This window comes from Mesorhizobium sp. M0018 (assembly GCF_040323955.1).
Taxonomy (GTDB): Bacteria; Pseudomonadota; Alphaproteobacteria; order Rhizobiales; family Rhizobiaceae; genus Mesorhizobium.
Window position 1 is genome coordinate 312570 of sequence record NZ_JAMYVL010000005.1, and the last position, 17152, is coordinate 329721.

At 62.2% G+C, this 17152-nt stretch carries 14 protein-coding genes; 1 reads left to right on the plus strand and 13 read right to left on the minus strand.

The window, feature by feature from the left end; all coding sequences use genetic code 11:
• Positions 1-79: 79 nt before the first annotated feature.
• The 10 genes from pyc to NKJ81_RS10080 form a co-directional block, all read right to left on the minus strand.
• Positions 80-3538 (minus strand): pyruvate carboxylase, encoded by a 3459-nt coding sequence (gene pyc, locus NKJ81_RS10035; RefSeq protein ID WP_352540329.1) that lies wholly within the window; start codon positions 3536-3538, stop codon positions 80-82.
• Between the two features lie 191 nt (positions 3539-3729).
• The gene (locus tag NKJ81_RS10040; RefSeq protein WP_352471237.1) at positions 3730-4848 is read right to left on the minus strand and encodes a branched-chain amino acid ABC transporter substrate-binding protein; all 1119 of its coding nucleotides are present in this window, start codon (positions 4846-4848) and stop codon (positions 3730-3732) included.
• A 138-nt stretch (positions 4849-4986) separates the two neighbouring features.
• A complete protein-coding gene (locus NKJ81_RS10045) occupies positions 4987-5334 on the minus strand; it encodes a DUF6867 family protein (protein ID WP_352471238.1) in 348 nt (115 codons plus the stop codon).
• Between the two features lie 19 nt (positions 5335-5353).
• Positions 5354-6082: an ABC transporter ATP-binding protein gene (locus NKJ81_RS10050; RefSeq protein WP_352471239.1), complete on the minus strand. Its 729-nt coding sequence runs from the start codon at positions 6080-6082 to the stop codon at positions 5354-5356.
• On the minus strand, positions 6082-7248 hold the full coding sequence (locus NKJ81_RS10055; RefSeq protein WP_352540330.1) for an ABC transporter ATP-binding protein: 1167 nt from the start codon (positions 7246-7248) through the stop codon (positions 6082-6084). Before NKJ81_RS10055 ends, NKJ81_RS10050 begins: the two co-directional genes overlap by 1 nt.
• Entirely contained in the window at positions 7248-8876 is a 1629-nt protein-coding gene (gene livM, locus NKJ81_RS10060; RefSeq protein ID WP_352471241.1) for a high-affinity branched-chain amino acid ABC transporter permease LivM, read from the minus strand. Before livM ends, NKJ81_RS10055 begins: the two co-directional genes overlap by 1 nt.
• Positions 8877-8880: 4 nt before the next feature.
• A complete protein-coding gene (locus NKJ81_RS10065) occupies positions 8881-9783 on the minus strand; it encodes a branched-chain amino acid ABC transporter permease (RefSeq protein ID WP_352454929.1) in 903 nt (300 codons plus the stop codon).
• Positions 9784-10118: 335 nt separating this feature from the next.
• Positions 10119-11120 carry a 4-hydroxyproline epimerase gene (locus tag NKJ81_RS10070; protein ID WP_352540331.1) on the minus strand — a complete coding sequence of 334 codons (1002 nt, stop codon included), beginning with the start codon at positions 11118-11120 and terminating at the stop codon, positions 10119-10121.
• Between the two features lie 28 nt (positions 11121-11148).
• Positions 11149-12399: an NAD(P)/FAD-dependent oxidoreductase gene (locus tag NKJ81_RS10075; RefSeq protein WP_352471243.1), complete on the minus strand. Its 1251-nt coding sequence runs from the start codon at positions 12397-12399 to the stop codon at positions 11149-11151.
• 48 nt (positions 12400-12447) lie between these two features.
• Complete coding sequence (locus NKJ81_RS10080; protein WP_352471244.1) at positions 12448-13341, minus strand: dihydrodipicolinate synthase family protein; 894 nt, start codon at positions 13339-13341, stop codon at positions 12448-12450.
• Positions 13342-13507: 166 nt separating this feature from the next.
• On the opposite strand from NKJ81_RS10080, the gene NKJ81_RS10085 reads away from it, so the two are divergent.
• Complete coding sequence (locus tag NKJ81_RS10085) at positions 13508-14098, plus strand: GntR family transcriptional regulator (protein ID WP_502893709.1); 591 nt, start codon at positions 13508-13510, stop codon at positions 14096-14098.
• Positions 14099-14111: 13 nt separating this feature from the next.
• On the opposite strand, the gene NKJ81_RS10090 is transcribed toward NKJ81_RS10085, so the two are convergent.
• The 3 genes from NKJ81_RS10090 to NKJ81_RS10100 form a co-directional block, all read right to left on the minus strand.
• Positions 14112-14426, minus strand: coding sequence for a hypothetical protein (locus NKJ81_RS10090; protein WP_352471246.1), 315 nt, complete (start codon positions 14424-14426; stop codon positions 14112-14114).
• A gap of 303 nt (positions 14427-14729) precedes the next feature.
• Positions 14730-15026 (minus strand): hypothetical protein, encoded by a 297-nt coding sequence (locus NKJ81_RS10095; RefSeq protein WP_352471247.1) that lies wholly within the window; start codon positions 15024-15026, stop codon positions 14730-14732.
• A gap of 307 nt (positions 15027-15333) precedes the next feature.
• Entirely contained in the window at positions 15334-16830 is a 1497-nt protein-coding gene (locus tag NKJ81_RS10100) for a CoA-acylating methylmalonate-semialdehyde dehydrogenase (RefSeq protein WP_352540332.1), read from the minus strand.
• Between the last annotated feature and the right edge of the window lie 322 nt (positions 16831-17152).

Below are 17152 nucleotides of genomic sequence, written 5' to 3' on the forward strand. Positions count from 1 at the left end.
CGGCGGGTCAAGGTACTATCGATGCGGCATGAAGGGCTGCTGCCAGGCGCCGACAAGGCCCTATCGATGCCGGCCTGTTTCACCCGAACGCGATCAGCAGATCCTTGGCATCGATCTGGTCGCCGGCCTTGACCAGCACCTCGGCTATGGTGCCGTCGCGTTCGGCATGCAACGCCGTTTCCATCTTCATCGCTTCGATCGACAGCAGCACGTCGCCGGCCTTCACAGCCTGGCCGGCAGCGACCGCAAGCGCCGAGACGACGCCAGGCATCGGCGCGCCGACATGCGCCTCATTGCCCGGCTCCGCCTTGCGCCGTGCCTTGGCAGCGGACGCGCCATGCGCCCGGTCCGGCACCTTCACCCGGCGCGGCTGCCCGTTGAGCTCGAAGAACACGGTGACCATGCCCTTTTCGTCGACATCGCCGATGGCAAGGCAGCGCACCACCAGCGTCTTGCCTTTTTCGATGTCGACGAAAATCTCGTCTTCCGGCTTCATGCCGTAGAAATAGGTCGGCGTCGGCAGCACGCTGACCGGCCCGTAGGTCTCCTGCGCGGCGGCAAAATCGGAAAACACCTTCGGATACATCAGCCACGACGCGAACTCGAACCCGCTGAGCTTGCGCTCGAGCTTTTCCTCGACCTCCGCGCGACTGGCCTTGAGGTCCGCCGGTTTGAGCAGCGAACCCGGCCGCACCGTGATCGGCTTTTCGCCCTTTAGCACCTTCTTCTGCAATGGCTTTGGCCAGCCGCCCGGCGACTGGCCGAGATCGCCGCGCAACATCGACACCACCGAATCCGGGAAGGCGATGTCCCTCGCCGGATTCTCGACGTCGGCGACGGTCAGGTCCTGGCTCACCATCATCAGCGCCATGTCGCCGACGACCTTGGACGACGGCGTCACCTTGACGATGTCGCCGAACATCAGATTGACGTCGTGATAGGTCTGCGCCACTTCGTGCCAGCGTGTCTCCAGCCCGAGCGAGCGCGCCTGTTCCTTGAGGTTGGTGAACTGACCGCCCGGCATTTCGTGCAGATAGACCTCCGATGCCGGCCCCTTCAGGTCGCTTTCGAAGGCTGAATACTGGTTGCGCACCGCCTCCCAGTAGAACGAGATATTCCTGATCCACTGCGGGTCGAGGCCCGGATCGCGCTCGGTGCCCTTCAGCGCCTCCACGATCGAACCCAGGCACGGCTGCGAGGTGTTGCCCGATAGCGAATCCATCGCCGCGTCGATGGCGTCGACGCCGCTCTCCACCGCCGCCAGCACGGTTGCCGCCGACAGGCCGGATGTGTCGTGGGTGTGGAAGTGGATCGGCAGGTCCGTCGCCTCGCGCAGTGCCTTGAACAGCGCGCGGGCAGCGCTCGGCTTTAGAAGCCCAGCCATGTCCTTGACGGCGATGATATGGGCGCCTGCCGCCTGCAATTCCCTGGCCAGGCCGACATAGTATTTCAGATCGTATTTGGCCCGCGCCGGATCGAGTATGTCGCCGGTATAACAGATCGCCGCTTCGATCAGTCTGCCCTCGGCGCCGACCGCATCCATGGCCACGCGCATGTTCTCGACCCAGTTCAGGCAGTCGAAGACCCGGAACAGGTCGATGCCGCCGGCAGCGGCCTGGCGGACGAAATGCTGGACGACATTGTCGGGATAGTTGGTATAGCCGACGCCGTTGGCACCGCGCAGGAGCATCTGCAGCAGAAGGTTGGGTGCTGCCTCGCGCACCAGCGACAGCCGCTCCCATGGGTCTTCGGTGAGAAAGCGCATGGCGACGTCGAATGTGGCGCCGCCCCAGCATTCGAGCGACAAAAGCTGCGGCAGAGCACGCGCATAGGTGCCGGCAATTCCGGCAATGTCATAGGTGCGCACACGCGTCGCGAGCAAGGATTGATGCCCGTCGCGCATTGTCGTGTCGGTGACCAGCACCTCTGTTTGCTCGCGCATCCACGCGGCGAATTTCTCCGGCCCGAGCACGTCGAGCTTCTGCTTGCTGCCTTGAGGCACATTGCCGTTGAGATATGGCACCACCGGTGGCGCCGCATCGGCCTTTGGCTGCGGCCGGCCGCGCGTCTCGGGATGACCATTGACCGAAACGTCGGCAAGGTAGTTGAGCAGCTTGGTCGCGCGGTCCTGCCGCTTCACACTGGCGAACAGTTCCGGCGTCGTGTCGATGAACTTGGTGGTGTAGGAATTGTCGGCGAAGCTCGGGTGATTGATGATCGCCTCGAGGAACGTGAGGTTGGTCGCCACGCCGCGGATGCGGAATTCGCGCAGCGCCCGGTTCATGCGGGCGATGGTCTCGGCCGGCGTCGGGGCCCACGCCGTTACCTTTTCCAGCAGCGGATCGTAGAAGCGGGTGATGACCGCGCCCGAATAGGCGGTGCCGCCATCAAGGCGGATACCGAAGCCGGTGGCACCGCGATAGGCGGTGATGCGGCCATAGTCGGGGATGAAATTATGCTCGGGATCTTCCGTGGTGATGCGGCACTGCAGCGCGTGGCCGTTGAGCCTGATGTCCTTCTGCGCCGGAACGCCCGATTCCGCCGTGCCGATGGCAAAGCCGTCGAGGATATGGATCTGCGCCTTGACGATGTCGATGCCGGTCACCTGTTCGGTGACCGTGTGCTCGACCTGGATACGCGGATTGACCTCGATGAAGTAGAATTTTCCGGTATCGGCATCCTGCAGGAACTCGACCGTGCCGGCGCCGATATAGCTGGTTTCGCGCGCGATCCTCAGCGCGTAGCCGCAAAGCTCCTCGCGCTGTGACATTTCGAGGTAGGGCGCCGGCGCCCGCTCGACCACTTTCTGGTTGCGGCGCTGGATCGAACAATCGCGCTCGAACAGGTGCACGGCGTTGCCATGAGTGTCGCCCAGCACCTGCACCTCGACATGGCGTGCGCGCTCGATCAGCTTTTCGAGATAGACCTCGTCCTTGCCGAAAGCCGCCTTCGCCTCACGCTTGCCTTCCATGACCTCGCGCGCGAGATCGGCCTCGGAGCGGATGGCGCGCATGCCGCGGCCGCCGCCGCCCCAGGATGCCTTGAGCATCACCGGGTAGCCGATCGTCTTGGCGAGTTCCTTTACCGCCTCCATGTCGTCCGGCAAGGGATCGGTGGCGGGAATTACCGGCACGCCGACTTCGATCGCGAGGTTGCGAGCGGCGACCTTGTTGCCTAGCCTGCGCATCGTATCCGGCTTTGGCCCGATGAAGATGATGCCGGCTGTGGCGCAGGCCTCGGCGAATTCCGGGCTTTCCGACAGCAGGCCGTAGCCTGGATGGATGGCATCGGCGCCCGATAGCCTGGCGACGCGGATAACCTCCTCGATCGACAGATAGCTTTCTATCGGCCCCATGTCCCTGGCCAAATGCGGCCCGCGCCCGACCTGGTAGCTTTCGTCGGCCTTGAAGCGATGCAGGGAGTATTTGTCCTCCTCTGCCCAGATCGCCACGGTTTTGAGGCCGAGCTCATTGGCCGCGCGGAAGACGCGGATGGCTATTTCGGAGCGGTTGGCGACAAGGATCTTCGAGATTGCCAAGGACAGGGCTCCGGACGCGGGAAAGGGAACTGCTGGACATGATTAGCGCGAAAATGCTGCAGTGCAAACAAAAATGGAGACGTCGGCTAAACCGATTTAAATCCTTGCGGCTATGCGATGAAGCAAAAGACAAATGAAAAATGCCCGGCGCGAGGCGCCGGGCATTTTTTGGGCTGCAGGCGTTTGCCGGCTTATTGTTCGAAGTAGGTGTACTTGCCGTCGTCACCCTTCTTCCAAGTGTAGATGACGTAGTCGGGACGGGTGATGTCGCCCTTTGCGTCATAGCCGATGTCGCCGATGGCGGTCTTCCACGGGCCACTCTTCTTGATCTCTTCCGCAACCTTCTGCGCGTCGTCGGAAGAGCCGACCTTGTTGGCGGCGGCGGCGACGATCTGCAGCGCGGCGTAGGAGTAGAGCGTATAGGCTTCAGGCTCGAAACCGGCGGCGCGGAACTTCTCCACGAGTTCCTTGGCGTTCGGGTTCTTGCGCGGATCGGGAGCGAACGTCATCAGCGTGCCGTCGACGGCATCGCCGGCGATGGAGGCCAATTCGTTCGACACGATGCCGTCGCCGGACATGAACTGGGCCTTGAGACCCTGATCGGCGAGCTGGCGCATAATCAGGCCGGCCTCGGTGTGCAGGCCGCCATAGTAGACGACGTTGACGCCGGCATCCTTCATCTTGGCGATCAACGCCGAGAAGTCCTTGTCGCCGACATTGATGCCCTCATACATGGCTTCGGTCACGCCATCAGCATTGAGTGCCTTCTTGGTTTCGTCGGCGAGACCCTGGCCGTAAGGCGTCTTGTCGTGGACGACGGCGATCTTGCCGTCCTTAAAGTGCGCGGCGAGGTAGTCGCCGGCAACCTTGCCCTGCTGATCGTCGCGTCCGCAGGTACGGAACGTGTTCCACAGGCCCCGCTCGGTCAGCTTCGGGTTGGTCGCGGAAGGCGTGATGACGAGAATGCCGTTCTCGGCATAGACCTCTGACGCCGGAATGGTGACGCCCGAATTGAAGTGGCCGACGACATATTTGACGCCATCGGCGACAAACTTGTTGGCGACCGAGATGCCCTGCTTCGGATCCGACACGTCGTCGCCGACCTCGATCTTGATCTGCTCGCCGTTAATGCCGCCAGCCGCGTTGATATCGGCGGCAGCCTGTTCGGCGCCCTTCTGCAACTGCGCGCCGAATGCTGCGTTCGGGCCAGTGATCGGACCGGCAACGCCGATCAGGATGTCAGCCCACGCGCTGCCGCTGAACGCGACAAGCGCGGTCAGGGCGACGGCGGACAAAAGTGACTTTTTCATTGAAACGCTCCCATTTACCGAGTGGGCGTGGATGTTGCTTTCATGCGATGCCCACTCTTGCTCGCAGAAAGAGTACTTTGCCGATTTTCAGGCACTTGTCACGCCGATTCATCCCTGAAGCGCCGTTAATGATAAATGTCAACCTTTTGGTTTCCAGCTCAAAAGAGAGGCTCTTTCGTAAAGCCAATTATACTGCGTTACCATCTGGTTGGTGCGCGTGTATTGGTAGCCAATGAAGCCCAATATCATCAGCACGATGGTGTCGACCACGTAGTAATGCAGCGAAAACATCGTTCCGCCGAACAGCGCATGATGGATGAATCTTACGCCGATGCCGAGCCCCAGCATGTAGGCGAACAACTGGGCGAAGCTGCGCCACGTCTGCGCACATGCCTTGCCCGTCATCCACGCCGCCCAGCCGCCGAGCAGGCAGGTGACGAAGAAGAACTGCCAGATCGAGGGTTCCTCATAGACAATGCCCTGCATGATTGATGTCTCCTGAAACTCAGTGATGGCCGCCTTCGAGATAGGCGGCGCGCACCTCCGGATTGGCGAGCAACTCCTTGCCGGTGCCGCTCATCGTCACGTTGCCGTTGACCATGACATAGCCGCGCGTGGCGAGCTTCAGAGCGCCGAAGGCGTTTTGCTCGACCAGGAACACGGTCAGTCCCTGCGTGCGGTTCAGCTCCCGGATAGCGTCGAATATCTGCTTGACGATCAGCGGCGCCAGGCCAAGCGACGGCTCGTCGAGCAAAAGCAGCTTCGGCCGCGCCATCAGCGCGCGCCCGATCGACAGCATCTGCTGCTCGCCGCCGGACAGCGTGCCACCACGCTGGGCAATGCGTTCCTTCAGGCGTGGAAACAGCGTGAACACCTTCTCGACGTCCTCGTCATAATGCTCGAGGTTGTCGAGGCTGGCGCCCATTTGCAGGTTTTCCATCACCGTCATGCGCGGGAAAATGCGGCGCCCTTCCGGCGACTGGGCGATGCGCATGCGCGCGATCTCGTGGGTCGGCATCTGGGTGATGTCGGTACCGGCGAATGTGATGGTACCCGCGCGGGCGCGGGGAGCACCGAAGATGGTCATCATCAGCGTCGACTTGCCGGCGCCGTTGGCACCGATCAGCGCTACGATCTCACCTTGCTTGACCGTGACATCGACGCCGTTCAGCGCCCTGATGTTGCCGTAGTAGGTCTGGACGCCCTTGATATCGAGCAGCGTTGTGCCGGCCATTATTTCCGCCCCCCACGCCGATTAGAGGTGCCGGGAGTTTTTGACTTCACCGGAGCCTTGGAGGCCGGCTTTGCAGTGGAAGATTTTGCGGCAGAAGATTTCGCGGCCGATTTGGCTTTGGCCGGCGATCCGGACTTTGCCGCGGCGCTCGACCTTGCATCGATCTGCCCGGCTTTCGAAGCGCCCTTTGACACGGTGACGCGTTCGCCCTCGCTGTGGCCAACCGTGTCGGCAACCGGTCCGGCGAGATACGAAGACGATGTGCCTGGGCCGTGGGCCGCATCCGGACCCGTATCCAATTGCTCGATGACGTCTTCGTCGCCGACTTCGGTCAGCACCGTCTCGACGTCCTCGTCTTCGACGCCGAGGTAGGCAGCGATGACGCGCGGGTCGGTCCGCACCGATTGCGGGTTGCCGTCGGAGATCTTGCGCCCGTATTCGAGCACGACGACATGGTCTGAAATCTGCATAACCACCGCCATATCGTGTTCGATCAAAAGGATCGACGTGCCGGTGTTGTCCTTGATGTCCATCAGCAGTGCATTGAGCGCCGCCGATTCCTTCGGATTAAGGCCGGCGGCCGGCTCGTCGAGGCACAGAAGCTCAGGGCCGGTGCACATGGCGCGAGCAATTTCGAGCCGTCGCTGCGCGCCATAGGGCAGATCGCCGGCAGGATCGTCGGCGCGGTCGACGAGATCGGCCTTTTCCAGCCAGTGCTCGGCCAGTTCAACCGATTCCGCCGAAGCCTGTCTGTATCCGCTATAACCGAACAGGCCGAGAATGGTATAGCCGGACGCCTTCATCAGCTTGTTGTGCTGGGCCACCAGCAGGTTCTCCAGCAGCGTCATGCCCGAGAACAGGCGGATGTTCTGGAAGGTGCGCGCCACCTTGGCCCGCGCCGGGATTTCATGGTTCGGCAAACGTTCGAGCAGGAAGGTCGAGCCGTCGCGCCGATTGAGCGTGATCATGCCTTCCGACGGTTTGTAGAAACCGGTGATGCAATTGAACACGGTGGTCTTGCCGGCGCCGTTGGGACCGATCAGCGCGGTGATCTCGCCGCGTTTGGCCTGGAACGACAGGTCGCCGATGGCGACGAGACCGCCGAACTTCATCGACAAATGATCGACCTGCAGGATGGCATCGTTCACGGAGGGGCTCGCGTTCATCAGCCGTGTCCCTCCTTGGTGAAGGACCCCGACACCGCCCTGCGCACCTTGAGGAAGGCTGTCGGCTCGCGGCTGCCGACGAAGCCGCGCGGCTTCCACAGCATGACGATGACCATGGCCATGCCGAACAACAGCATGCGATAAAGCTCCGGCGTGAAGTCGGGGCCGAACCCGGGTATAACCTTGATGTTGCCCCAACTCAGGCCGGTCTTGAGGAAATCCAGTTCGCGCAGGATTTCGGTGCCGCCGATCATCACCATCGCGGCGACGGCAATGCCGACCAGCGAGCCCATGCCGCCAAGCACGACGATGGCAAGGATGATCGCGGATTCCAGGAAGACGAAGGATTCCGGGCTGACGAAGCCTTGCCGCGCGGCAAAGAACGAGCCGGCGAAGCCGCCAAACATCGCGCCCGTGGCAAAGGCCGTGAGCTTGGTGGTGGTGGTGTTGATACCGAGCGAGCGGCAGGCGATCTCGTCCTCGCGCAGCGCTTCCCAGGCGCGGCCGACCGGCAGACGCCTGAGCCTCACGGTGACGAAGGCCGTCAGCAGACAGAGCCCAAGGATCAAATAGTAGAGGAATATCTTGTAGTAGGCACCCGATTGGGCGATGCCGAGCACCTTCGAGATGTAGTTCGGATCGGAGACGTTGAACGACATCAGGCCGAAGAAAGACACCTTCGGGATGCCGGAAATGCCGGCCGAGCCGTTGGTCACCTCGCGCCAGTTGATGATCACCAGCCTTATGATTTCGCCGAAGGCGAGCGTCACGATCGCCAGATAGTCACCGCGCAGGCGCAGCACCGGGAAGCCGAGCATCACGCCCCAGAACGCAGCCATCAGGCCAGCGGCGGGCAGCAGGATCCAGAAGGAGAGGCCGAAATGCGTGCCGAGCAGCGCATAGGCGTAGGCACCGACGGCGTAGAAGGCGACATAGCCGAGATCGAGCAAGCCGGCCAAGCCGATAACGATATTCAGCCCCCAAGCCAGCATCACGTAGATCAGGATCTGGATGCCGTAATTGTCGACATATTTCAGCGAGCCCTGGAAACCGGCGGCCATCGACCCGGCATATAGAGCCAGCACCAACACCACGATAATCGGGTAGAGCGCCAGTGCGGTTATGCCCAATGCCGAGAAATGAGCGTGAATGAAGGCCCGGAACCGATATATCAGCCAAGCCAGCGCATAGATGATTGCGAGCGCCCGCAGGAACCGCACAAAATCGGAAAGTTCCGGCCCTAAGGCCTCGGTCAGAAAGCCGCTGAGCGCGAGCAGAATAACGGCGACGGCGAGCGCCACGATGAACGCGGGAAGGCGGAAGAATCGCGAAGCCAGGCTGACCGGCAGCAGGCCGGTGGCGACGTCGACGATCTTCTGGTTCGCCAGGAAGGGCTGGCCATAGGCGACATAGAGGAAGCGTCCTGCCATGGTGGCGATCACGACGCCGGCGAGCAAGCCCCAGCGTTGCACCAGGATCAGTTCGTTGGAGATATTCTGGTCGGTTTTCAGGCCGATGAACAGCACGAACAGGCCAAGCGAGATGGCGCCGGCATAGAGCGCTTCGCGAAAAGCGCGCTGGACCGGGGTGGCAACGACGGTGCTTTCCGGAGACACGGTAACCGCCATGATCTCAGACCTTTTCGACTTCTGGCCGGCCGAGAATGCCGGAAGGCAGGAAGATCAGCACGATCGCCAGGATGGAGAAGGCGGCGACGTCCTTGTAGTCGATCGAGAAATAAGCCGACCACATGCTTTCGATGAAGCCAATCATCAGCCCGCCGAGCACGGCGCCGGGCAGTGAGCCGATGCCGCCGAGCACCGCGGCAGTAAACGCCTTCACACCGGGCGTAAAGCCGTCGGAAAACACCACAACGCCGTAATACATCAGGAACAACGTGCCGGCGACGGCGGCAAGGGCGGCGCCCATGATGAAGGTGATCGAGATGGTGCGATCGACGTCGACGCCGAGCAGTGCGGCCATCTTGCGATCCTGCTCGCAGGCGCGCTGTGCCCGGCCGAGCGAGGTCTTGTTGACCAGGTACCAGAACAGCGCCAGCAGGACTATGGTGACCAGGACGATGATGATCTGCTTCAGCGAGACGCTGATGCCTTCGATGTTGTAGACCTTGGACACCATTGGCGGGACCGGCTTGTTGCGCGGCCCTTGCGTCACCTGGACGAAATTGGACAGCGCAATCGACATGCCAATCGCGGTGATCAGCGGCGCCAGCCGGAATGAACCGCGCAAAGGCCGGTAGGCCACCTTCTCGATCGTCCAGTTATACAGGCTGGTCAGCAGCATCGCGACGATCATCATGATCAGCAGCGCAACGACGATCGGCAGCGAATAGAACAATGCACCGAGGATAAGGAAAACGATGAGCGCGGTGAAAGCGCCGATCATGAAAATGTCGCCATGGGCGAAATTTATCATGCCGATGATGCCGTAGACCATCGTATAGCCGATCGCTATCAGCCCATAGATCGATCCCAGCGTCAGCCCGTTGATAAGCTGCTGGACAAAATACTGCATGCTGTCGTGGCTCCCCTGGAATGTCGCCCATGCAGACGCATTCCTTTTCGTATTTTCCCTAGTCGTAAAGTTTCGAGCCCGGATTGCAACGTGATTTTTCGATCTTTACGCGTGTTTTCGCCGCACGTCGTCCGATTGCCCGTTTTGTTCCCGTCCGCCCCCTGGACCATCGCGGACCCTACCATTGGCCTAACGCAATGTCTTTGACGATTCAATCGCAGCATGCGACCCATTTCGAAGAAATCGCCGTCAAAATAAGTTGATGAGCGGGATCGTTGCGCCGTCGAAGGCAATCCGTTTGCGCTCTCTTTCTTTCGCTTGCGTCAGCGTTTTCTCTATTTGACGACGAAGCCGTGCGCGAACGGGTCGCGGTCGTCGATGAAGATCGTGTTCAATCCGGTCATCCGCGCCCACCCGCCGATCGACGGAATGATTGCCGGCTTGCCGGCGACGGTGACCTCTTTCTCGACCCTGCCCTTGAACAGCGACCCGATGATCGATTCGTGGACGAAGTCGTCGCCGACCCCAAGCTTGCCCTTGGCGTGAAGCTGCGCCATGCGCGCCGAGGTGCCGGTGCCGCAGGGCGAACGGTCGATTGCCTTGTCGCCGTAGAAGACGGCGTTGCGGGCATCGGCTTGCGGGTTGGTCGGCGCGCCGGTCCACAATATGTGCGACAGCGTATTGATGCCGGGATTCTCCGGATGCACGAAGGTATATTTTTCGTTGAGCCGCTGCCGCACCACCGGGCTCCAGGCGATCAGTTCGCCGGCCGAATGGTCGGCCATGTCGCGATAGGTCTTTTGCGGTTCGACGATGGCGTAGAAATTGCCGCCATAGGCGACATCGACGCTGATCTCGCCGAGCCCGGGGCATTCGACCGTCAGTGCCTCGGCATGGAGGAAGGAAGGCACATTGGTGATGCGCACCTCCTCGACATAGTCGCCGACTTGGCTGTACTCGGCTACGACCACGCCCGCCGGCGTATCCAGCCTGAGCACGCCCGGTGTCTTCGGCTTGATCAGCCCATGCTCGACGGCAAAAGTTACCGTCCCGATGGTGCCGTGGCCGCACATCGGCAAGCAGCCCGAGGTTTCGATGAACAGGATGGCGATGTCGCAATCTTCACGCGTCGGCGGATAGAGGATCGAGCCGGACATCACGTCATGGCCGCGCGGCTCGAACATCAGCCCGGTGCGGATCCAGTCATATTCGGCCAGGAAATGCGCTCGCCGCTCCATCATCGTCGAGCCCTTGAGCAAAGGCCCGCCGCCGGCGACCAGCCGCACCGGATTGCCGCAGGTGTGGCCGTCTATGCAGAAGAAGGAATTCTTGGCCATGCCGGCTCCCAACTGACTGTCTTCGAACTCAAAACCGTTGCGGGCTGAACGGGCCGAGATCGAGCGATGGATTCTGCCCGAGAACGAGCTCGCGGATCAAGCGCCCGGTCACCGCGGCCTGGGTCAGGCCGAGGTGACCGTGGCCGAAACCATACACCACCGACGGCGTTTGTTGCGACCGCCCGATCACCGGCAGCGAGTCCGGCAGCGACGGCCGGAACCCCATCCATTCGCGTCCATTGGCCGGATCCAGTCCCGGCAGGAATTTCTGCGCCTTTTCGAGCAGCGCTTTCGAGCGCGCATAATTGGGCGGCCTCTCAAGGCCGCCGAGTTCGACCGCGCCGCCGACGCGCAGGCCCGTCTCGAGCGGCGTGATGACGAAGCCATGCCCGGAGAAGATCAATTGCCGCTTTACGTCGAAGGCAGTCTTCGGCAACGTCGTGTTGTAGCCACGCTCGGTCTCCAGCGGGATTCCGTCGCCGAGATGTCTCGCCAGCAGATGCGACCAGGCCCCGGCAGCGATGACGACGTGCTTCGCCCGTCGCCGCGTGCCGTCGGCCGTGGTCAGGATCGCGCCGTCCTGTCCCGCCTCGACACGCTCGATCCGGGCCCTTTCGAACACGGCGCCCAACCTCTCGGCATAGGCCCACAAGGCCTTTCCAAGCAGCTTGGGATCGGCAACGGTTTTCCACCCCGGCACGAACGTTCCCTTGACGAAGCGCGGCGACAGACCGGGCTGCAGGGCTGTGAGAGCGCTCCCCTCGACATGGCCGAAGCCGATGCCGAAGCGCTGCCTTGCCGCCCAGCCGGGCAGTGAAGCCTTGAACTCGGTCTCGCTGTCGTAGAGTTCCAGCGAGCCGTCCTCATGCAGCATCGGCCGTGTGCCGGAACGGTCGAGCAAGCCCATCCATTCCGCCTCGGCGAGCTTCATCATCCCGGCCTGCGCGGCAAGGCCGGCTTCATAGCGGTCGCTTCGGCCGGCGCGCCAGAAGCGGACCAGCCAGGGCAGCAGCTTCGGCAGATACGCGGGTGGGATGCTGAGCGGGCCGAGCGGGTCGGCGAGCCATTTCGGCAACTGCTTGATCATGCCCTTGTGGGCGAGCGGCAGCACATCGGAGAAGGCAAAGGCAGCGGCATTGCCGGAGCTGGTTTCCTCACAGATCCCCGTCCGATCGAAGATCGTCACGTTTCGCCCCGCCTCTGCCAGAAGGGCGGCGGCGCAGATGCCGATGATGCCGCCACCAATGATGGCGACATCGAGCGTAGCATTATCATTCATTGCCGTGCGCCGCGCTGCACATCTGCAAATGCCTTCAAAGCGACTGGATCAGAATGTCGGCAGCTCTGGCCGCACCGCCAGCGCATCCCTGACGATCTTTTCGACTGCCTTGCGCCGCTCGCCCGACAATGGCTGGCGCGGCATGCGCACGCGGTCGTTGGTGTTGATCGCCAGCACTTCGGCAAGCTTGATGTTCTGCACCAGATAGGTCGAAACGTCGAGGTCGAGCAGCGGCCGGAACCAGCGGTAGATCTTCAACGCCTCCTCGCGGCGGCCCTGTCGCATCAGCTGGTAGATGGCGACGGTCTCGCGCGGGAACGCGGTGACCAGGCCCGCCACCCAGCCGATGGCGCCGACCGACAGCGCCTCGAAGGCGAGATTGTCTACGCCGGTGAACAGGTCGTAGCGGTCGCCGAGGCGGTTGATGATCTCGGTCGAGCGGCGGATGTCGTCGGAGGACTCTTTTATGGCGACGAAGCGTTGGTCCTTCGCCAACTCCTCCATCTGGTCGACGGTAACGTCGACGCGGTAGGCAAGCCGGTTGGAGTAGATCATCACCGGCAGGTCGCCGGCCGCGGCGACGGCGCTGAGTGCCGCGACCGTCTCCTCGGCATTGGTATGGTAGATCGGGCTCGGCACCACCATCAAACCGTTGGCGCCTTCCTTGGCGGCGCGGCGCGCGATCGCCGCCGCCTCGCGTGTACCGGCCTCGTTGACCGTCAACAGCACCGGTTTCTTGCCGGCGATCTTCTGCGCGGTCTTCAGCACCGCGATCTTCTCGTCGTGCGACAGCATCGGGCCTTCGCCGAGCGACCCGCAGACGATGATGCCGTCACAGCCGGCCTCCATCTGCAGCGCAAAGCAGCGCTCCATCTCGGCATGGTCGAGGCCGTCGTCCTCGGTGAATTTGGTCGTAACGGCGGGGAAGACTCCGGCCCACATGTCGATCGCTCCATCTGATATATCAGTCGTATATTTCTTAAGAAGCCGGCTGTCAACGTTGAATCTGATATGATATATCAACAATATATCAGGAGATGCCGCATTGGTATATGACAGCCCGGGCTCCGAGCCGGCAACTGCGAAGGCCTACCGCAGGCTCGAGCACATGATCGTAACTCTCGAACTGGCGCCGGCGAGCTTCATCACCGAGGGGGCGCTGATTGACAGGCTCGGCCTCGGCCGCACCCCGGTTCGCGAAGCAATCCAGCGGCTGGCCTGGGAGGGCCTGCTCGAGGTCCGGCCGCGCGCCGGCATCGCCATCGCGCCGCTTCACCCCGGCGACTGGCTGCGTGTCCTCGACGCCCGCCGTGGCGTCGAGGTGGTGCTTGCCCGCTCGGCCGCCCGCTTCGTCACCCGCGAGGCCGCCGACCTGTTCCATGACGCTGCCCTTGCCATGCAAAAGGCGGTGATTTCGGAAAATGTGTTCTACTTTATCCAGGCCGACAAGGCGCTCGACGAGGCGCTGGCCCTGGCTGCCGACAACCCGTTCGCCGCGCGCCTGGCGGCACCCTTGCAAACCCATAGCCGTCGCTTCTGGTTCCGCTACAAGGCCGATACCGGCTTGGCCGAATCCGCCGAGCATCATGTCGCACTGATCCGTTCGATCCTCGCCGGCGACGAAGATGCCGCGGCCAAGGACGCCAAGCGCCTGATGGCGCTTTTGCGCGGCCATGCCGAGGCAGCTGCCACACGCTGAGCCTGCCATTTCGTCATGCGCCCTGGCCGGGCAGGGCCATCACGTTTTCCCAATTGTCGCCGGCCGCGACGATGCAGCTTCTGCCGGCGATATCGGTGACGACGATGGTCCAGGTTCCGGTCTCGGCGACAAAGACTTCCATGACCGCCTCATGACCGATCAGCCCCAAAGCAAACTGCCTTTCCTGGAACTTCTCGCTCAAATGGGCGACGAGCTCGCCATGTTCAACGCAGTGTTGATATTGCGCGCCTGCGGTGTTCGTACCCACCGCCAATGCGCCAGCAAGAACCAGGGTTTTCACCCATCTCAACAGCGATTTGCGTGCCATAGGGCACCTCCTTTGCCATCACGTTCCGGCAAAGGAGGGGTTTGACGGCCTCATTTTGCCGGAGCGATCCAGGCCGGTTCCGACGTCATCATCATCGCGTCGTTCCTTTCTGTGTTCCGGTCTGCCATTGGTGGGAACGATTTAAGATGTTCCCATTATGTTCTCGATATATGGTATCGATAATGGAAAAGCGCAAGCAGGCGCCCAAGCGGGCGCCTGCAGATCCGTTTTACGGCTGTCGCCGAAAGAATGAGCCACAGGCCGCGCGGCCATGCCGAGGCGCGCAGACCCGTGATAAATCGTTCAGGTGCCTGGCAGCGCCGCTTTCGTCATCGCGCTCTCCCAGCCTTCGCCGACTGAAATCACGCAGCTTTGACCTTTTGTGTCGCTGGCGAGGATGGTCCATGTGCCCTTGTCGGAAACGAAGACTTCAAGCACCACATTCGGATTGACGACACCGACCGCGCTCGGGTTTTCATGAAACTTCTCGCCGAGCGCCTTGACCATATCGGCGCGTGCCGCACATTGCTCGGCAGCCATTGCCGGGACGGCGGAAAGGGCCATCGCAGCGCAAGCTATAGTCGCCATGAGACGTGCCATCTGACACCTCCTTTGCGCCGGACGATATCCCCCGGAGCCGTCACCAGCGCCGTTGGTTGATCTGCCAGCATCTCCTTCGCGGCAGGACTGCAACCTAAGAAGATTGCTGCCTTCTTGGTTCCATCACATTAGTGTTCATGCCGATGAAGACCGCGACAAAAAGGTCCGAGCTTGGTGCCCGGGCCTTTTCTTGCTTTCTGCGATTTGGATCAGTTCATCGTCGGGGTGACGAATTCGGCGCCATCCTTCACGCCGGCCCGCGCGCCCCAAGCCGAAGGCGAGGACGCGCTGACAGGAAACCGTTCGGTCAGTTCATCGTCGGGATGACGAACTCGGCACCGTCCTTCACGCCGGACGGCCAGCGCGACGTTACCGTCTTGGTCTTGGTGTAGAAGCGGAACGCGTCCGGCCCGTGCTGGTTGAGGTCGCCGAAGGAGGACGCCTTCCAGCCGCCAAAGGTGTAGTAGGCGATCGGCACCGGGATCGGCACGTTGATCCCGACCATGCCGACCTGAACCCGCGAGGCGAAGTCGCGCGCCGCGTCGCCGTCGCGGGTGAAGATGGCGACGCCATTGCCCATCTCGTGCTCGTTGGCGAGCTTGATGGCGTTCTCGTAGGTCGGTGCGCGAACGACCGAGAGCACCGGCCCGAAGATCTCTTCCTTGTAGATGCGCATGTCGGCGGTCACATTGTCGAACAGGCAGCCGCCCATATAGTAGCCGTTCTCGTAGCCCTGCATGGAGAAGCCGCGGCCGTCGACGACCAGCTTGGCGCCTTCCTTGACACCGGTGTCGACATAGGACTTGACCCGCTCCAGCGCCTGCGCCGTGACCAGCGGGCCGAAATCGGCGGAAGAATCCGTCGACGGACCGACCTTCAGGCTCTCGACGCGCGGCACCAGTCTTTCCATCAGCCGGTTGGCGGTGTCGTTGCCGACCGGGACGGCCACCGAGATCGCCATGCAGCGCTCGCCGGCCGAGCCGTAGCCGGCGCCGATCAGCGCGTCGACGGTCTGGTCCATGTCGGCATCCGGCATGATGATCATGTGATTCTTGGCACCGCCGAAGCACTGCACGCGCTTGCCGGCCGCGCAGCCGCGCGAATAGATGTACTGGGCGATCGGTGTCGAGCCGACGAAACCGATGGCCTTGATGTCAGCATCGTCGAGGATGGCGTCGACCACTTCCTTGTCGCCATTGACGACATTGAGGATGCCCGCCGGCAGACCGGCCTCGATAAACAGTTCGGCAATGCGCATCGGCACGCCCGGGTCGCGTTCGGACGGCTTGAGAATGAAGGCATTGCCGCAGGCGATGGCCGGCGCGATCTTCCACAGCGGGATCATCGCCGGAAAATTGAACGGCGTGATGCCGGCGACGACGCCGAGCGGCTGGCGCATCGAATAGACGTCGATGCCGGGGCCGGCGCCATCGGTGAACTCGCCCTTCATCATATGCGGCGCACCGATGCAGACCTCGACCACTTCGAGGCCGCGCTGGATGTCACCCTTGGCGTCGGCGATGGTCTTGCCGTGTTCGCGCGCCAATATCTCGGCCAGCGCGTCATACTCCTTGGCGACCAGCTCGAGGAACCGCATCAGGACGCGTACGCGCCGCTGCGGATTGGTCGCCGCCCAGCCGGGCTGTGCGGCCTTGGCGTTTTCGACCGCCGCGCGCAATTCCGCCTGCGAAGCCAGCGCCACCGTGCCGCGCACCGTGCCGTCCATCGGCTGCATGACGTCCTGCTTGCGGCCGCTGGTTCCGGCGATGCGCTTGCCGCCGATGAAATGACCGTATTCGATCATGGTCTCTCTCCCTGGTTCGTGATGAGGCATTGTCCGCCTTTGCGGGAGCGATGGCAACGCGAGCGAAAACGCAACCGCTGTGCAGAAAATAGATAGCGGTTGACGGCAGAGCATCAATTCTCGCAAATAGGAAGAATGCAGGTCCCCAGCAGCAAGGATTGAGATTGAGTTCCTTCACCGCCCCCCTCTGTCCTGCCGGACATCTCCCCCTCAAGGGGGTGTTTGGACCGGAGACATCGCGAACAGGTGTGCGAGGACATCGCGAACAGTTTGGCGCGCTTTGCGCCGGGAGGTTCGGGATGCCATTCGAGGACACGAGCGC